The organism is Rothia sp. P5764 (genome assembly GCF_048512965.1).
Lineage (GTDB): Bacteria > Actinomycetota > Actinomycetes > Actinomycetales > Micrococcaceae > Rothia.
This window is the reverse complement of the sequence record NZ_JBLXXQ010000002.1, coordinates 66,759-83,337: the sequence shown is the minus strand read 5'-3', so window position 1 is coordinate 83,337 and position 16,579 is coordinate 66,759. Positions and strand designations below refer to the sequence as shown.

Genomic DNA, 16,579 nt, shown 5'->3' with positions numbered 1-16,579 from the left:
TTACGTTGTTCGGGTGCCGCCGCTGGATAGACATTCCCGCCTGAGTCTCACGAGAGTCTCTTCGGTTCTGCTAGGACAGTGGCAGCCTGACTGGTCGGTGGTCTCCTCGCTGATTCGGTGGAGCGCAGGTGGACAGTTCATCACCGGGGTGCCGGATGGGACTGTTCTCGCACCCTTCCCTTCTGCCCTGGTAGGGGGTGCCGAGGGGTGCTTCACTAGTCTTCTGAGACAGAGTTACATCTGTGTAAATATATACGCTCTTGCGTGTAAAGATACAACAAGGCGCCGGCTAATGAGTCGATCGGTTTACCCTCTATCGCCTTGGAAATTGGCTCAAAACTCCACTATAGAGGCAGGCAAACCAAGGCTTATAGCGTATTAGGAAATGAATATATTTCGTAATTATGGGTTGCCTTAGCCCCAAGAATTTGAGCGAAAAGATACATACTTGAAACCTTTTCTCTCACATTGTGAACACTCTTACGGTATGTAAAATTGAGTACACAATGCCTGATTGCGTCTAATCGCCAGACTTGCTTAAGATGCGGTCTGCTAACAGGGCCTGAACTAGCGCAGAAAAAGGAAACAAAAATGACGGCTGATACAGCTAGCACCCTATCTACTGGCAACCAGCGGGCCAGTTGGCAGGGCCTTCCAACGGAGCTCCGCACCTGGGTTGAACAAACGATGGGAGACACCGTCACAACAGCTATATCGCAGAGCGGAGGTTACAGCCTGGGCACCGCTGACCGACTCATCTTCTCTTCCGGCAAGCGCGCCTTTCTCAAAGCTGTTGATGAATCCACCCACCCCGATACAGCAGATCTGCACCGTCAAGAAGCGCGAGTTACTAGTAGTTTTCCTGCCTATGCACCGGTTCCACTGCTTTTAGCGAACCAAGAAATCTCCGCCACTGACGGCAGTCACTGGGTGGCTCTACTGCTTGAAGATATCGAGGGGCACCAGCCAGCCCACCCCTGGAAACTGGATGAACTGGCTAGCACCTTTCAGTCTCTGACCGATATCGGTCAGATTCCCCTTGCTAAGCACCTTGAACTGCCCAGGGCTGAAGAGGATCTAGATGAGCTTGCTCTGTGGCACAAACTGGCTGAAGGTATCAGGGTGGAGAAGCTTATCCATGCCTCACAGACCTCTGCATACCACAAGCTCGTGGGGCTTCTGAGCTGGGCCAACAGCCATGCGGCGGAGTATGCGACCTTGGTTGATCAGGAATTGATGAGCAGACTAGCGGGAGATAGCTACGTCCACACGGACCTGCGCGCTGATAACATCCTCATTGGCCCCCAGGGCAGAGCAATCTTAGTGGATTGGCCGTGGGCAACAGTGGGCAACAACCAGGTAGACCTTGCACTAATTGCTGTGGATGCGCTCATCGCCGATCCAGAGCTGTCATTGTCCCAGCTCCTTGAACTCATGCCTGCTCATAATAGGCCCAGTGAAGACTTCCTCAGGGCTACCCTTATCTCTCTAGCCGGCTATTACCTCTACGCCTCGACAGCCACGCCTAGCAGGTCTACCAACTCGTCATTGGTGAGCATGCGGGCCCACCGCGCATCCGCATTGCTGGGTAGATTGGCCCTGGACCATACCTAATCCGCTACCCCAACCTCAAAAGACTCATTGATTAGCCAGGGGTGCTAAAGCTAATCACAGACAATAGCGATACCCTCCTGAGACCGAATATGGACAGCTAAACCTGCTGGCCCCGTGACCTGATCTACTCCACTACTTTGGGTTCTGAGTGCCCCCGCGATAGGTGCCGGTTGAAGCCGACTCCAGCCATAGGAAGCGCTGTTACCAAACCGAGCATCACCGTAAGCCGGGTAAAGTTTCCACCGGCTATTGAGGCAAGAGCGTAATAGATACCGTTTGCAGCAAAGCCATATATGACCAGGGCTAGCACAGCTTCAAGGGGGCTGGTGGGCAACCAGGCTTGCCACATTCCAGGGCGCACAACTTCGCCTGATTGGTTCTTCGCTTCTTTAAACTTGAAGTAGGTGGGTAAGAATGCCAGCACGATAAGGCCAAAAGTGGCTAAGAAAACAGTCAGACCGGGTTCAAAAAATCGCCAAGAAAAAAATGTCCCCAGTGAGGCCAGTAACCCAAAAATCGCCAGCGCCCACAGCGCAGAAGACAGCACATAAGCGGGAAAGGTTGTGAAGTGAGGGAAAGAAAAATGCCGAATGGTGGCCTCCACATTTTAACCATTTTTACATACCCCCTAGTGCTTGATAAGTAGGCATAGCAATTTCTTCAAGGGAAGAGAAAGACCCCACCCCTTCTCTCTTCGCCCCAGGATAATCAAGAGAGGCTCAAGAGAAAGAACAGGGTCTTGCGGCAGTCATGGCAGGCTCCAAGTCTAAGACTAGCGCTAGTCGCCCAAAGGAGCGGAGGACGGGGCAGGATCCTGCGCACCGAAGCAGGAAGAACTGGGCTGATCCTTGCCACCCCTGAGGGTAGCTGACGCGACGGAGGAAACCTGCTGATAAGCACCGGCACGCTCACCGTCTCTAGGGGCTCTTAGACCCATGACTGCGAACATCACAATACCCAGGAGCATAATCGCGCCGGACGTCCACACATGGATACGCATGCCCCAGAGCATCTCAGCGGTATCAATGCGCAAGAAAGCCTCAATCATCAGACGTCCGAATCCGTACCAGACGACATAAGCCCAAAAGGTCTGCCCCCGCTGGAAGAAGCCCTTCTTACCCAGGTAAAGCAAGAGCGTTGCTCCAAGAATGTTCCACAGTGACTCGTACAAGAAAGTGGGGTGAAAGAGGGTGCCCACAGGGTACTGGGACGGGAAGTTAGGTGAGCTAGCCGAAATCTCAAGGCCCCAGGGCAGGGTGGTCGGCTTACCAAAAAGTTCCTGGTTAAACCAGTTGCCCCAGCGGCCCATCGCCTGAGCCAGCATAATGCCGGGGGCGGCCGCGTCGGCAAACTTGGCCAAAGAAATACCGTAGCGGCGGCAGGCCAGCCAGGCCCCCAAGCCACCCACTGAGATGGCACCCATAATACCGATACCACCCTCCCAGATTTTAAAAACATCCAGGGGATCAGCCCCGGGACCGAAGTAGGTCCCCGGGTCAGTAATCAGAACATGGTAGGCACGGGCACCCACGATACCCAGAGGGATTGCCCACAGGGCGATATCCCAGACCCGCTCGGGGTCCTCGCCCCAGGCCTGCCACCGGCGGGAGGTCAGCCACAGGCAGAGCATAATGCCGGCCAGAATACAGAGCGCGTAATAGTGGATGGTCAGCGGGCCCAGCTCGATAGTTGAAATACTGGGTGATGGAATGGAGGCTAGCAAAGTTGAATCGTTCACGCGGCCTTCACCTCACGGCCAGCCAGTTCGCGGGTCAAAGCACCCACAGCGTCAGGGCCCCCCTCGGCGAGAGCTTTGACCAGTGCGGTACCCACAATCACACCGTCGGCATAGGCACCGATTTCTTCGACGTGCTCCCGGCGGGAAACCCCCAGGCCCACGCAGGCCGCAGGGGCACCAGCCTCGCGCAAGTCTGCCACCAGTTGCTCTGCCGCTGTGCTCACCGACGAACGAGCGCCAGTTACACCCATGACCGAAACAGCGTAAACAAACCCGCTGGAAGCCTGAGAAATTATTTTCAGACGTTCAGGTGAAGACGACGGCGCCGCTAAGAAAATACGGTCCAAACCGTACTTTTCTGAGGCCTCAAACCAGTCAGATGCCTCATCGGGGACCAGATCGGGGGTAATCAGGCCCGCGCCACCGGCGGCGGCCAATTCCTGAGCGAACCGGTCGATACCGCGCCGTAGCACGGGGTTCCAGTAAGTCATGACAACCACGACGGCATCGGTTGCCTGGGTAATTTCGCGAACAGCACGCATCAAATCATCGGTTCGGAAACCCTTGGCAATAGCCTGGGCCGTTGCACGCTGGATCACTGGGCCATCCATGACGGGGTCGGAGTAGGGCAGGCCAAGCTCAATGATGTCGGCGCCGTTCAGACCCATCTCAATAGCTGCTTCAATGGACTCATCAACCGTGGGGAACCCTACCGGCAGGTAGCCAATGACTGCCGTTCTACCCTCGGCCTTGCAGGCCGCCAAGCGAGCCGCTAGCTTTGAGTCCGGGTTGGGGGCAGGGAACACTCCCTTGCGCACCGAGTAACGGGCCTGGTCAGGATGGTAGATGTAGCTCATTAGGCACCTTTGCTTTCAGTCTGACTGACTTGCTTCTGCTCTGCTGCGGCTTCTTTATTACCCACACTCAGGCTGCTGGAAGGGATTGCTTTGCCCAGGCCAAACCAGGCCAGAGCGGTTTCCATGTCCTTGTCCCCTCGACCGGAGAGGCAGACCAGCATAGATTTCTCGGAAGCTGTTGCGGGGTCTTCCTCGGCCCAGGTACGGGCTAGGCGCAGGGCCCCGGCCAGGGCGTGCGCCGATTCGATAGCGGGGATAATGCCCTCGGTGCGGCAGAGCAGGCGCAGAGCGTCCATAGCCTCGCTGTCGGTCACGGCCTGGTAATCCACGCGGCCAATATCCGAAAGGTAGGCATGTTCTGGGCCTACGCCGGGATAGTCCAGACCGGCAGAAATTGAATGGGACTCGATGGTCTGCCCGTCCTCATCCTGCATCAGGTAGGTCATAGCTCCGTGGAGCATGCCGGGGCGGCCCAGGTTGATGGTCGCGGCGTGACGGTCAGTATCAAGACCATCACCGCCGGCCTCAAAACCGTAGATCTTAACCTCAGGGTCATCCAGGAAAGCGTGGAAGAGGCCGATAGCGTTTGAGCCACCGCCCACGCAGGCGGCAATACCGGTGGGCAGCCCGCCGGTTGCCTCAATAAACTGTTGGCGTGCCTCAGCACCGATGGCATCGTGGAAGTAGCGAACCATAGCCGGGAAGGGGTGGGCGCCGGCGGCTGTTCCCAGCAGGTAGTGGGTGGTATCCACGTTGGAGACCCAGTCGCGCAGGGCCTCATTGATAGCGTCCTTGAGGGTGCGTGAGCCGGTTTGAACAGCGATAACTGTGGCACCAAGCAACTGCATACGGGCCACGTTCAGGGCCTGGCGCTCGGTGTCTTCCTCCCCCATATAGACAACACATTCCATGCCGAAAAGGGCTGCAGCTGTTGCCGTGGCTACACCGTGTTGGCCTGCCCCTGTCTCAGCAATCAGGCGGGTCTTGCCCATACGTTTGGCCAGTAGTGCCTGACCAATCACGTTGTTGATCTTATGGCTACCGGTGTGATTGAGGTCTTCACGTTTGAGGAAGAAGCGCACACCGCCGGCCTCAGCCGAGAGGCGGGGAACCTCGGTTAGCAGGGAAGGCCGGTTGGAGTATTCGGCCGAGAGGCGGCGAAACTCAGCCAAAAATTCGGGGTCCTCTTTTGCACGGTTAAAGGTTGCTTCGAGTTCATCGATAGCGGCGATGAGGGATTCGGCCATGTAGCGGCCACCGTAGTGACCAAAGTAGGGGCCCGGAGCGTTCTTGAGGCTCTGGCCGCTGGCGAGGAACTGGTCGGCGAGGGTTTCGGTCACTGTGGTTGTCCTTAGGAAGTGGGTGGTAGATAGCAGGTGGGCGCGGGGCTGGTTACTGGTTGGTATCGAGGTAGTTGTGGCGGGCGCTCTCCCCAGCGCCCCGAAAATCGCGCAAGGTCTCGGTGGCAGTGCCCGACTTGACGAGTGCTTCACCTACCAGCACAACCTGCGCGCCGTGGGAGGCGTAATCGGCAACATCGGCGGGTGAAGCAACACCTGACTCGGCAACAATAATTGCATCCTGCGGGAGCAAGGGGGCAAGCTCCCCAAATATGTCCTTATTGACCTCAAGGGTCTTGAGGTTACGCACGTTAACACCTACGATGCGGGCGCCCACCGCGATAGCTCGCTGAATCTCTTCAGGGGTGTGGGTTTCCACCAGAGCGTTCATGCCCAGTTCGTGGGTCAGGTTCAAGAAGCGTCGGAGGGTTTGATCGTCGAGGGCCGCAACAATCAGCAGGATTAGGTCGGCACCGTGAGCACGCGCCTCATAAATCTGGTACTCGTCCACCGTAAAGTCTTTGCGCAGAACCGGAATAGAAACCGCCGCACGAACAGCGTCGAGATCAGCAAGGCTACCCTTGAACCTGCGTTCTTCGGTCAGCACCGAAATCGCGGCGGCTCCCCCGGCCTGATAGGCGGATGCTAACTGGGCAGGGTCTGGAATATCGGATAGCTCCCCCTTGGAGGGGGAAGACCGCTTAACTTCAGCAATTACCTCTACGGTCTGTTGGCTCGCGCCTCGCAAAGCGCTGTAAGCATCCAGGGCAGGAGGCTGTGCGGAGGCTCGTTCTTTGACAGATTCAAGCGGTAGAAGGGCCTGACGTGCCGCCGTATCTTGGCGGACACCGGCAATGATGTCATCGAGTACGGTCATAGGTGCCCCCTGGGGTTGTGTGCGCGGTGCGCTTTGTGGCATGCCCTTCTAGTATCACCCAGATGGACCGCAACATGCCAGGTGGGTTCACCGGGTGAGAAAGGCAAAAGGACGCCGCGCAGGTGCGTGACGTCCTTGAAAGAAGTTACTGGTTTGCAGTAGCCATTTAGTGGTTGTACTTGGTGTGCTTACCGCCCTGGCCGTAGCCAGCAGAACGCAAGACAATACCCGCAACAACACCAAGGGCAATCACGGCGACACCCACTGTAAAGATGGGTGCATTAGCCAGGCAGAAGCCCACAGCCCCAATAATAGAACCGAGCATCATAATAATCATCATTGCCCAGGACGCGATGGTGCTGCCGTGGTTGTTATAGGGAAGGTCGGGGACCATCTCGACGGTATGCTGTGCCATGTAAGACTCCTTGATGTGTGTGGGTGTCCACCGGGTATGGGCGGGGTGCACCTATGTTTGGTATCTATCTTAGGAGATAAGGCGGTACTTTTCCGAAATCTTCAGGACTTAGTGTGTCCGGTGTTCCTCTTATGACGGCCAGAGCAGCTGCAGCGCTAGCGATTTGTGGGGTCATCCCCCGCCGTCAGGGAGTCCCAGGTATCAATTTCATCGGGGTTCTCGTCAGAGTGCGTGCTCCCCTGGCCCCTGGTAGAAGGATCGTACTTGCGGCCACTCCTCCACTGAGAGCTAGCAGCAAAGGCCCAGATACCGCTCAGGGTGATCAGTAAGCCAGCCACAAGACCCAGCCAAGGCATAGCAGTGAGCTCATAGCCATTAGCCGCCGCAGTTGTTCCCGTTGCGGCGCTCACCTGAGCCGCCGCCGCTGCCTGCGGGTCTGCCTGGACGCTATAGGCCGCTACCGCAAGACCAAGGCCCGCCCCGGCGATAAGGACCGAAAGTATCTTGCGCAAGCGTCGGCCAGCGATACGGAGCGCCACCGATGCCAGGAGCGCGACCAAGGCTAGGGCACTTACGGTTGAAGCGGCATCAGCCCCGGAAACATCAATTACGCTCGTATCAATGACCGTGGTAACTTCTGCCCGAATCCAGGTGGACAGTGTGCAAGCAAAGCCTAACCCAGCGGCCAGCATAGATCCGGCCATCACCCGGGATGGCTTAGCCCAAGCGGGCACGGTCTTTGCCCCGCTCTGTATTTGCTCAGACATCTAAGAAATCACCTCGGTGGATAGCGGAGCCAGTCCCGATGCTGTTAGCACAGCGCGCAGCGGAGCTGCGGCCTTGTTGACCGTTTCCTGGGCTTCGGAGGCGGGCTCAGAATCCATCACGATCCCGGCCCCGGCCTGGACATAGGCCCGCCCGCTCTTGAGCACAGCGGTGCGAATGGCAATAGCCATGTCCATGTTACCTGCAAAATCAAAGTAGCCGCAGACGCCCCCGTACACGCCTCGGGCGCTGATTTCATACTCGTCAAGGAGCTGCATGGCCCGGGGCTTAGGGGCACCGGAGAGGGTACCGGCAGGGAAGGCTACCCGCAGAACATCGTAGGCGTTCATGCCAGGAGCCAGCTGAGCCTGCACTTCTGATGAGATGTGCATGATGTGGCTAAAACGTTCAATTTCCATGAACTGGGTGACCGAAACGCTCCCGGGAACAGCGATGCGTGAGAGGTCATTGCGTGCCAGGTCAATGAGCATGAGGTGCTCGGAGCGTTCTTTCTCGTCGGCCAGGAGTTCTTCTGCCAGAGCCAGGTCTTCTTCACGGCTGGCACCGCGGGGGCGGGAACCGGCAATCGGGTGGGTAGTCGCTAGGCCGTCTTTGAGGGTCACCAACGCCTCAGGCGATGAGCCGACAATCTGGAAGGGTTCCCGGTCTGCGGTGGACTCAAAGTTAAAGAGGTACATATAGGGCGAGGGGTTGGACTGGCGCAGTACCCGGTAAACATCGAGCGCATTTGCCTGATTCTCCACTTCAAAGCGCCGTGAAATCACGATCTGGAAGACGTCTCCATCGATGATGTTCTTCTTGGCTTTTTCGATTGCCTCAAGGAAACCCTGCTCCTGCCAGGTGTGCTTGACGGTGGCAAGGCGGTCCTCAAGCTGGCCGATATCAGACAGGGTTGATACGCTCTCGGAGGCAGGCTGGGCCAGCTTGTCCATCATGGCGTACACCCGGGAGAGGGCATCGGCATAGGCGGCATCAACGTTTTCGTCGGTGCCATTGAAGTTAATAGCGTTGGCAATCAGGGTAACAGTGCCATCGGCGTTATCATGAACCGCCATGTCTGAAACGATATTGAGGGCAAACTCGGGCAGTTTAAGGTCATCCGCGGGGCCGCCTCTGAGTTTCTCCCAGTGACGAACAACATCCCAGCCAATGTAGCCCACCAGGCCACTGGTGAGCGGGGGCAGATTCTCAAAAGGTTCGGTATGGAGCATCTCAAGGGTCTGGCGGATAGCTTGGACGGGGTCGCCCTCGGTGGGCGCACCGCTGGGTGTGAGACCCTGCCAGACAATTTTCCCGTCGTGTGTGGTCAAAGTAGAGCGGCTAGAGGCGCCGATGAAAGAGTAGCGTGACCACTGCTTCTGCTCATTGGCAGATTCCAGCAGGAAAGTACCAGGAGCCGGGGCACCGTCGGCAAGGACCAGCGACCGGTAAATACCGATGGGAGTCATGGCATCAGCTAAAACCTTGACCCGAACCGGAATAACCCGGCGGGTAGTAGCGAGTTGCCTAAACTCTTCAAGGGTGGGTTCAATGATTCCAAGATCCTGCATCTTTACCTCTGACAATACGTGGCGAATGAGAGTAGGGGGCGTTCCCTCAAGGGTCAGGGGAACCGCACAAGGTGCCCTGCGAAAAGGCCTAGTCGGGCCTATTCTACAGGCCGTGTTCCGCTGACGGCGGGTAAAACTCCACCCGCCTCAAAGCAGGTGGGGGTTCCGGTATGGCAGGCAGCTCCTACCTGGTCTACCTGCACCAAAAGTGCGTCACCGTCACAGTCGATGCTGACGCTCTTAACGTACTGGTAGTGGCCACTGGTATCACCTTTACGCCAGTATTCCTGGCGAGAACGTGACCAGAAAGTTACCCGCCCCTCGGTCAGAGTCCGACCTAGGGCTTCATCATTCATCCAGCCCAGCATGAGAACTTCTTTACTGTCGAACTGCTGGATAATTGCGGCAAAGAGCCCATTCTCATCACGCTTGAGTTGAGCGGCAATAGCGGGGTCAAGCGAGGGCTGGGGGGCGGCGGTTTGAAGTGGTGTAGTCACCCAACTATCCTAACCGATAGGCCCCAAGCCGCTTTGCTCTCGCCCTAGGGTTAGGATAGGAAGCATGACGGCACTTTCTCCCTTAGAACTCGTAACTTCTGAACGCCAAGCTCTCTGCTTGGCACTGTCCCAAGCAGGCCCTTTGGCCCCTACCCTCTGTGAGGGTTGGGAAACCAGGCACATGCTGGCCCACCTACTCCTGAGAGAGTCGCAACCACTGGCCGCGGCAGGTGTTGTTGGCGGACCGTTAGCCGCCCGCACTGACCGACTGACCGGGCAACTGGCTGATGATTTGGCCGAACCCGAGCGATACGAGCAGGGGCTGGCGCGTTTTCAGGCTCTGCCGGGGTATTTGGGCATGCGTTCGCGCGCCCCTCAGCTCGACCTGGCCATGAACCTGCTGGAGTACTTTGTGCATACCGAGGACGTACGCCGGGCCGCCGATGCCACCGTGGAACCGCGCACCCTACAGGACGAAGTTCAGCAAAAGCTCTGGGAGGCTCTGCGAAAACGCGCTCGACTCATGGCCGGTAAGAAGTTCCCCCCTGGCCTGGTACTGGATGCACCGGGATACCGGCCCAGCGTCCACACAGTTATTGCTCCGCATCCCGGTCAAAGGGCGCAGATTCTGACCGGCCAACCGGGCGAACTGGTGCTCTACCTCTTTGGCCGGGAAGATGCCTCTCAGGCTACCCTCGCAGGTTAACTTGAGCCAGCCATTTTTTATGGCTGAACTTTCTTTAATCCTTTTCACCCTGTGTTTTAATCTCAGCGGTAGGAGTGGCGTACGTCCACCCCTACCGCTTAATCATGAGAGTAAAGTCTCTACAGTTGATGGCCTAGAGGCCCAGCATCTCTCCCCCGCCCAGGGATCGTCCTTAGCCCTGTCACCCCTTAGCCCTGCCACTCAAGCTCAACCTTATAGCCCTCAAGAGAGGTCCCGGTAACCAGGCTCTGCACCTGGGATAAAAGCAGGCTCTTGGCACGGTCCCGGGCTCGGTCCAGCAGACCGCTTTCAAGGGCTTTGTCCTTGGCTTCTTGCTCTTTGCTAGCCAGTAACCCGGTAATATCCTCCACTTTTAGCTGGTTGAAAGGGTTCATGGACTGATCGTAGACCCTGACGCTGGAGGGGTCTATTTTGGTTTCTAGCAGCCTGACATCTGGGGCTCTCAGAGTGATTGTCTGTGACTTCTGATTCACTGCTACCTCTATAGCCTCAAAGTTATCGATCCCAGCTTTGACTGAGCCCTCATAGGTGAAGATGACCTTCTTGTGTGCAAAGGGAATATCCAAGCCAAGAACCTTTGCGGGCTCATCAATGACTGCTATATCTGTGAAGTAGTACTTTTCTAGGCTGAGCTCTGCAATTGGTTCAAAGCCCTCCGACAATTCATGGTTGAGGTCATCTTTCTTAGGGAAGATAGCACTCACCGCTAAAACACCCAAGGCTACCAGCACTAGGAATAGGGCCAAGCCCCGTGTTTTCTTTTTCATGTGGGATCTATTCCTCAAAAATCTTCCAGACTAAAGCCCGGTTTATACCTTAGAACTGAGCTCAGGATCCCACCCATTGACTGCCGGGACAACCTGGGCAGCGGAATTATTACCCGAGTCCTTAGCCCATAGGGTTGCCACCACTGTCACAGCGAAACAAGTAGCCATATAGAGGGAGGGCAGAACGATACTCCCCTGACCGAATTCAAAGAGTGCAGCAACGATCATAGGAGTGAAACCTGCAATCACCACACCGTTCAGTTCACGGGCCAAGGCAACGCCAGTAAAGCGGGTTTTGATGGGAAAGAGGTTAACCAGGAAAGCACCCTGGGGGCCCGATGTCGTCGCCAAGACGACACCAAAAGAAATGGAGAGAGCACAGAAAATGAGCAGGAAACTACCCGACGTTAGTGCCGTAAACAGTGGGAAGGCAAAGATTAGTCCTGTGACTGATCCCAGGAGCATGACCTTGCCAGCTCCCAGCTTATCGCCCAGGGCACCACCCACCGGTGATAGCACAACACCAAAAATAGTTGCCAGCATAACCAGCATCAGGGCATCGCTGCGGCTTAGCCCACCGTAGTTAATCATGACGGTAATCGAAACAATCGAAATGATGTAGTTATTGGCATTGTGGCCGGTAACAGCCATAAAGCCGATGAGTACCTGCTTGAAATTGGTGCGCAAGACATCTGCCAAGGGAACTTTGAGGGCCTCTTTCTTCTGCTCCTGCTGAGCCATAGCAGCTCGGTACTCCGGGGATTCCTCCAGCTTGTTACGGATAAAAATTGCCACTGCAAAAAGTACCGCCGAAAGCAGGAAGGGAAGACGCCAACCCCAGCCTCTAAAAGTTTCTTCCGGCAGTCCGCTCACCAGCATAAAAGCTAAAGTGGCCAGCAGGGAGCCAGCTGGTGGCATTGAAAGAACCAGAGAGGTCCAAAAACCTCGGCGCTGTACCGGAGTGTACTCAGCTACCAGCGTCAGTGCCCCCGTTAGTTCTGCGCCAGCACCCAGCCCTTGCAAGAGACGCAAAATAACCAGTAGAACCACTGCCCAGACACCGAGGTGCTCAGCTGTCGGTAAAAGGCCAATACCCACCGTAGAAATACCCATGATGATAATGGTCAGGAGCATGGCAGGTTTACGGCCCCGCCTATCCCCCAACCAGGCAATCAAGAGACCACCCAGGGGGCGGGCCACAAAGCCCACAGCAAAGGTGGCAAAGGCGGCGATGGTCGAGCCTGATTCCATCTGCCCAAAAAAGAGCGGACCGATGACCAAACTGGCTGCAGCTCCGTATAGAGCATAGTCATACCATTCAACCAAGGAGCCCAGCATAGAAGCCAGCAGTGCTCTGCGGGTATTAGGGTTCAAGTCTGCTTTGAGGGTAGCAAGAGTGCTCATTCTAAGGCCTCCAATCCAAACGGACGTGATCGGGAGTGAGCTGGTCAAGAGAGCTGATGCCCATGAGCTGTAGGGTACGTGTCATCTCTGCTCGGAAGATATCCAGCAGGCGGCAGACTCCTTCTGCCCCGCCGGCCATCAGACCATAAAGATAGGCCCGTCCAATCATGACACCGTCCGCTCCTAAGGCGCAGGCAGCAACGACATCTGCCCCGGACATGACACCGGTATCCAGCAGGACAGTGTAGTCATTCCCCAGGCGCTGGCGGACTTCCGGCAGAGTATAGAGGGGCACTGGTGCCCTATCCAGCTGGCGGCCCCCATGGTTGGACAGGACAACACCATCAGCACCAGCTTCTACAGATAGCTGGGCATCTGATACTGTCTGAATCCCCTTAACCAGCAACTGGCCGGGCCACTGCTGCCTGAGCCAGGCAAGGTCCTCAAAGTTGAGGGTGGGATCGAACATATTGCCGATCTCTTGCACCGACTTGGTTCCCTCCCCAAAGTTGGTGAAACCTAAAGGCTTGGTGGTCAGAAAGTTGAACCACCACTCAGGCCGGTAGCTAGCGTTAATGACAGTCTTGGCGCTTAGCTTGGGAGGGAAGGTCATGCCGTTACGAACGTCCCGGTGGCGGGCACCGGTCACAGCGGTGTCAACGGTTACCATGAGGGTGTCATAGCCTGCCTTGTGGGCACGTTCAACCAGCTCAAAAGCCTTAGAACGGTTCTCCTTCCACAGGTAGAGCTGGAACCAGCGGCGACCGTCTGGTCCTGCGGCGGCAACATCTTCGATGGTCTCAGTTCCCATAGTAGAGAGGGTAAAAGGGATACCTGCTTGATGAGCGGCCTTCACACCTGCGATTTCGCCTTCGGCATGCATCATGCGGGTAAAACCTGTCGGGGCAATAGCCAGCGGCATAGCGGAAGGGGCTCCAGCCATGCCAGTTGATAGATCGACTTGGGCAACATCTCGTAGCACCCCCGGCTCGAAGGCCAGGTTGTCAAAGGCTTGACGTGCCCGCTGTAGTGACAGCTCTTTCTCTGCAGCACCATCTACATAGTCAAAAGGACCCTTTGGGGTGCGTCGTTGGGCTAGAGCGCGCAGGTCCCAAGAGTCGGCTGCTCTAGCTAGGCGGCGGGCCCGGAAATCTGTGGTGGGCAGATCGAACTTCATAAAGTCCTTGAGCATGTGAGCTGATGGAAGCTGGCGCCTTAGAGGTACCAGGCGAGGCGTAGGCATAATGACTCCCGGTTTCTTTCACGTTTGGGTATCAGATAGGTTATCGTGCTTGGCACCGCAAGCTAAAAAATCCATCTATTTTTTTAAAAACTAGGGAAAAATAAATTATTTTATTTTTTCAAGCTAGAGGGTGTGCTTTAATATCTGTGGCGGCCCCAACGCCCAGCACCAGCCGTAACTCTAGCAAGCGGCACACAGTGCGAAGGGAATAGATTTTCTCTGGGAGCAGCCCTGACAGCGGGCTGGCTGGCATAGGAATACCGATAGACGGCGTAGCTAGAGTACGCAGGAATCGTTGTATCTATGACCGCTAACCGAAACTTTAAAAAACTTGTCCGCGCCCGCATGCAGGAAACCGGGCTGAACTTTACCGCTGCCCGGCAGGGTCTGATCGATGAACTAGCTCAGCAAACAGCAGAACCCTCACTCGTAGCTCAAGCTGAACTCACCCACCAAACCGTGGTACAGCGCTTCTTCAAAGACGGGGTTCTCACAAGCTGGCCATCCAAACGCAGAACGCGGGCCCATATTCTCTTGCACCTGGTCACCTACTTTGAGCCGGGCCGAATTTACTCTGAGCCAGAGGTCAACGAGATTTTGAAAGCACTCTGGCACGACTTTGCGTTCATGCGCCGGGAGATGGTGCAATACGGCTATCTGGTGCGAAGCTCAAGCGGCAGGAGCTACCGGCTAGCTACCCAGCTTGCCGTGCGCGAAGGCACGCTCCTGCACGCTGAGGCACCCGATTGGGAGGCTATCTGGTTGCCGGGTTATCTGGCTGAAAGGTAGGCAGATGACTCGCTCCACCCCTTTCAAACTGAAACTTGTCCTGGGTGCTGTTTTTCTCTCTTCGGTCAGTGAGTCCATGATCAGCATAGCTTTCGGGCTCAAGGCGGCCGCTGAGGGGCAGGCTAATCTGCTTTCAGCTCTCCTGCTAGCTTCCCTACTACCGCAGGTTCTTCTGGGTCTGTGGGGTGGCAAGCTCGCTGACACCGCTATCCGTTGGTGGTGGTGGCCGCTCGCCCTGGCCTTTCAGTCCCTTATCTATTGTGCGATAGCCGCATGGACCATCTGGCCAGCTATCATTCTGGGAACGCTCGCCGTTAGCACAGCTACCGCGCTGGTGGGGCCGGTAGCTCGCAAACTGGCCACCCACTATTCAACCGATACCCAAGGCACAGGTTCTTGGTTGAGCATGATTGCGGGCCTTGCCGGTGTTCTGGGCCTAGCGGTGGGTGGCTTGCTGGTTGGGCAGGGGCTTGTTCAGGCGCTCCTGCTGGCCAGTTCACTGGCCCTCTTCTGTGTGGCCCTACTGGCTTTTGCGGTATCGACCCGGGACGCGCTCGTTGTGGAGGCAAGGGAAACCAAGGGCGCCCTGCTCGGTTTTAGGATATTGTCAAGCCCCCAGCTTCTGGGCGGGGCAGGCTTTCTTTTTCTGGTCTGTTGCGTTCTGGGAACATCCTTAGACGATGTGGTGTCCGTCTTTGTGCTGACCGGCTACCTGCATTTGAACGAGACTGTCTTCGGTCTTGTTTCGGGGTGCTGGGCGCTGGGGATTATTATGGGCTCTCTTCTATCAGCTAAGATTCCGGCTCATCGCCCGGTTCTACCCTTGGTTGCCGGTGGCATGCTCATGGGTGCTGGTATTTTCAGTATTGCCTGGCTTCTGCCTACGGCGCTGGGGGCGGCAGGAATCTACCTGGTAGCTGGGGCTGGCAACGGGATCTTTATCAGCCTCATGAACAGCACCATCATGAGCAGGGTAGCTGAGAACCAGCAGGGGCGAGCCTGGGCGGCCTACGGTTGGCTGGTCAAAATCTGCTTGCTCCTTGGCTACCTTGCCGGTGGTTTGTGGGGATCGGCTGTCCCACGTGAGCTTATGCTGACCAGTGGCTCCATAGTTCTTGGGGCGGGCGCTTTCGCTCTAGTTATCCCCTGTTTGCGCGGGAGGGTTTAGCGTACCTGGTAGCCAGCCTCGCGGATTGCGGCTTTGACCTCGCCGATAGAGACTTCACCGAAGTGGAAGATAGAGGCGGCCAGGACAGCATCGGCCCCAGCTTCAATGGCGGGCGGGAAGTGCTCGGTCGCACCGGCGCCACCCGATGCAATCAGGGGCACCGAAACCACCCGACGAACGGCGCGAATCATGGGCAGGTCAAAGCCGGCCTTGGTGCCATCAGCATCAATAGAGTTCAGTAAGATCTCGCCTACACCGCGCTCGGCGGCCTCAGCGGCCCACTCTAACAGGTCCAAGCCCGTGGACTTGCGTCCGCCGTGGGTCGTGACCTCATAGCCGCTGGGAGTCGCGTCAGATTTTTTAGCGTCCAAGGAGAGCACCAAAACTTGGGAGCCAAACCGCTCGGTAATCTCGTTGATGACCTCTGGTCGGGAGATTGCGGCGGTGTTGATGGAGGCCTTATCGGCACCGGTTCGTAGGAGCCGGTCAACGTCCTGCACCGACCGTACACCGCCGCCCACTGTCAGGGGGATAAAGACCTGCTCAGCGGTTGAAGCCACCACATCAAAGGTGGTCTGGCGCTCCGATGAAGAGGCGGTAACGTCCAAGAAAGTTAGCTCGTCGGCGCCCTCGGCATTGTAGCGCTTGGCCAGTTCCACCGGGTCACCGGCATCGCGTAGGCCCTCGAATTTGACGCCCTTGACTACGCGACCAGCGTCAACGTCTAGGCAAGGAATCACACGAATAGCTACACCCACGGGTTAGCCCTTTCTTATTGGTCAGTCAATGTTTTGGTAGGCGGGCCTC

General features: G+C 56.7%; 17 protein-coding genes. 4 read left to right on the top strand and 13 right to left on the bottom strand.

Going from position 1 to position 16,579, the window contains the following annotated elements:
• Nucleotides 1–591 precede the first annotated feature (591 nt).
• Nucleotides 592–1,614, top strand: coding sequence for a phosphotransferase (locus tag ACN08Y_RS04090; RefSeq protein WP_419111913.1), 1,023 nt, complete (start codon nt 592–594; stop codon nt 1,612–1,614).
• Between the two features lie 124 nt (nt 1,615–1,738).
• Here ACN08Y_RS04090 and ACN08Y_RS04085 read toward each other — a convergent pair whose 3' ends face one another.
• The 9 genes from ACN08Y_RS04085 to hisI all read right to left on the bottom strand — a co-directional run bounded on the left by ACN08Y_RS04085 (nt 1,739) and on the right by hisI (nt 9,674).
• A complete protein-coding gene (locus tag ACN08Y_RS04085; RefSeq protein ID WP_419111912.1) occupies nt 1,739–2,218 on the bottom strand; it encodes a hypothetical protein in 480 nt (159 codons plus the stop codon).
• A gap of 174 nt (nt 2,219–2,392) precedes the next feature.
• Complete coding sequence (lgt, locus tag ACN08Y_RS04080; protein ID WP_419100453.1) at nt 2,393–3,352, bottom strand: prolipoprotein diacylglyceryl transferase; 960 nt, start codon at nt 3,350–3,352, stop codon at nt 2,393–2,395.
• On the bottom strand, nt 3,349–4,209 hold the full coding sequence (gene trpA / locus ACN08Y_RS04075; RefSeq protein ID WP_419111911.1) for a tryptophan synthase subunit alpha: 861 nt from the start codon (nt 4,207–4,209) through the stop codon (nt 3,349–3,351). Before trpA ends, lgt begins: the two co-directional genes overlap by 4 nt.
• Nucleotides 4,209–5,549: a tryptophan synthase subunit beta gene (trpB, locus tag ACN08Y_RS04070; protein ID WP_419111910.1), complete on the bottom strand. Its 1,341-nt coding sequence runs from the start codon at nt 5,547–5,549 to the stop codon at nt 4,209–4,211. The genes trpA and trpB overlap by 1 nt, the downstream gene beginning before the upstream one ends.
• Before the next feature lie 52 nt (nt 5,550–5,601).
• A complete protein-coding gene (trpC, locus tag ACN08Y_RS04065) occupies nt 5,602–6,426 on the bottom strand; it encodes an indole-3-glycerol phosphate synthase TrpC (RefSeq protein WP_419111909.1) in 825 nt (274 codons plus the stop codon).
• 166 nt (nt 6,427–6,592) lie between these two features.
• A complete protein-coding gene (locus tag ACN08Y_RS04060; protein WP_419100457.1) occupies nt 6,593–6,841 on the bottom strand; it encodes an HGxxPAAW family protein in 249 nt (82 codons plus the stop codon).
• Nucleotides 6,842–6,996: 155 nt separating this feature from the next.
• A complete protein-coding gene (locus ACN08Y_RS04055; RefSeq protein WP_419111908.1) occupies nt 6,997–7,608 on the bottom strand; it encodes a Trp biosynthesis-associated membrane protein in 612 nt (203 codons plus the stop codon).
• Nucleotides 7,609–9,177 (bottom strand): anthranilate synthase component I, encoded by a 1,569-nt coding sequence (locus ACN08Y_RS04050; protein WP_419111907.1) that lies wholly within the window; start codon nt 9,175–9,177, stop codon nt 7,609–7,611.
• 98 nt (nt 9,178–9,275) lie between these two features.
• Nucleotides 9,276–9,674: a phosphoribosyl-AMP cyclohydrolase gene (hisI, locus tag ACN08Y_RS04045; protein WP_419100460.1), complete on the bottom strand. Its 399-nt coding sequence runs from the start codon at nt 9,672–9,674 to the stop codon at nt 9,276–9,278.
• A gap of 64 nt (nt 9,675–9,738) precedes the next feature.
• On the opposite strand from hisI, the gene ACN08Y_RS04040 reads away from it, so the two are divergent.
• The gene (locus ACN08Y_RS04040) at nt 9,739–10,380 is read left to right on the top strand and encodes a TIGR03085 family metal-binding protein (protein WP_419100461.1); all 642 of its coding nucleotides are present in this window, start codon (nt 9,739–9,741) and stop codon (nt 10,378–10,380) included.
• A gap of 188 nt (nt 10,381–10,568) precedes the next feature.
• On the opposite strand, the gene ACN08Y_RS04035 is transcribed toward ACN08Y_RS04040, so the two are convergent.
• The 3 genes from ACN08Y_RS04035 to ACN08Y_RS04025 are packed head-to-tail and all read right to left on the bottom strand — an operon-like array spanning nt 10,569 to nt 13,815.
• The gene (locus tag ACN08Y_RS04035; RefSeq protein WP_419100462.1) at nt 10,569–11,168 is read right to left on the bottom strand and encodes a DUF4230 domain-containing protein; all 600 of its coding nucleotides are present in this window, start codon (nt 11,166–11,168) and stop codon (nt 10,569–10,571) included.
• Nucleotides 11,169–11,210: 42 nt separating this feature from the next.
• Nucleotides 11,211–12,572, bottom strand: coding sequence for an MFS transporter (locus ACN08Y_RS04030; protein WP_419111906.1), 1,362 nt, complete (start codon nt 12,570–12,572; stop codon nt 11,211–11,213).
• A 1-nt stretch (nt 12,573) separates the two neighbouring features.
• Complete coding sequence (locus ACN08Y_RS04025; RefSeq protein WP_419104331.1) at nt 12,574–13,815, bottom strand: alpha-hydroxy acid oxidase; 1,242 nt, start codon at nt 13,813–13,815, stop codon at nt 12,574–12,576.
• Between the two features lie 303 nt (nt 13,816–14,118).
• On the opposite strand from ACN08Y_RS04025, the gene ACN08Y_RS04020 reads away from it, so the two are divergent.
• Nucleotides 14,119–14,604: a DUF2087 domain-containing protein gene (locus tag ACN08Y_RS04020; RefSeq protein WP_419100465.1), complete on the top strand. Its 486-nt coding sequence runs from the start codon at nt 14,119–14,121 to the stop codon at nt 14,602–14,604.
• Between the two features lie 4 nt (nt 14,605–14,608).
• Nucleotides 14,609–15,772, top strand: coding sequence for an MFS transporter (locus ACN08Y_RS04015; protein ID WP_419111905.1), 1,164 nt, complete (start codon nt 14,609–14,611; stop codon nt 15,770–15,772).
• On the opposite strand, the gene hisF is transcribed toward ACN08Y_RS04015, so the two are convergent.
• Nucleotides 15,769–16,530 carry an imidazole glycerol phosphate synthase subunit HisF gene (hisF, locus tag ACN08Y_RS04010; RefSeq protein WP_419111904.1) on the bottom strand — a complete coding sequence of 254 codons (762 nt, stop codon included), beginning with the start codon at nt 16,528–16,530 and terminating at the stop codon, nt 15,769–15,771. The genes ACN08Y_RS04015 and hisF overlap by 4 nt on opposite strands.
• Nucleotides 16,531–16,579 lie beyond the last annotated feature (49 nt).

What these genes read in the sequence shown, in the direction of transcription:
- ACN08Y_RS04090 (WP_419111913.1), top strand. Translation starts at nt 592, where the DNA reads ATGACGGCTGATACAGCTAGCACCCTATCTACTGGCAACCAGCGGGCC.
- trpA (WP_419111911.1), bottom strand. Translation starts at nt 4,209, where the DNA reads ATGAGCTACATCTACCATCCTGACCAGGCCCGTTACTCGGTGCGCAAG.
- trpC (WP_419111909.1), bottom strand. Translation starts at nt 6,426, where the DNA reads ATGACCGTACTCGATGACATCATTGCCGGTGTCCGCCAAGATACGGCG.
- ACN08Y_RS04060 (WP_419100457.1), bottom strand. Translation starts at nt 6,841, where the DNA reads ATGGCACAGCATACCGTCGAGATGGTCCCCGACCTTCCCTATAACAAC.
- ACN08Y_RS04055 (WP_419111908.1), bottom strand. Translation starts at nt 7,608, where the DNA reads ATGTCTGAGCAAATACAGAGCGGGGCAAAGACCGTGCCCGCTTGGGCT.
- ACN08Y_RS04050 (WP_419111907.1), bottom strand. Translation starts at nt 9,177, where the DNA reads ATGCAGGATCTTGGAATCATTGAACCCACCCTTGAAGAGTTTAGGCAA.
- ACN08Y_RS04040 (WP_419100461.1), top strand. Translation starts at nt 9,739, where the DNA reads ATGACGGCACTTTCTCCCTTAGAACTCGTAACTTCTGAACGCCAAGCT.
- ACN08Y_RS04035 (WP_419100462.1), bottom strand. Translation starts at nt 11,168, where the DNA reads ATGAAAAAGAAAACACGGGGCTTGGCCCTATTCCTAGTGCTGGTAGCC.
- ACN08Y_RS04030 (WP_419111906.1), bottom strand. Translation starts at nt 12,572, where the DNA reads ATGAGCACTCTTGCTACCCTCAAAGCAGACTTGAACCCTAATACCCGC.
- ACN08Y_RS04025 (WP_419104331.1), bottom strand. Translation starts at nt 13,815, where the DNA reads ATGCCTACGCCTCGCCTGGTACCTCTAAGGCGCCAGCTTCCATCAGCT.
- ACN08Y_RS04020 (WP_419100465.1), top strand. Translation starts at nt 14,119, where the DNA reads ATGACCGCTAACCGAAACTTTAAAAAACTTGTCCGCGCCCGCATGCAG.
- ACN08Y_RS04015 (WP_419111905.1), top strand. Translation starts at nt 14,609, where the DNA reads ATGACTCGCTCCACCCCTTTCAAACTGAAACTTGTCCTGGGTGCTGTT.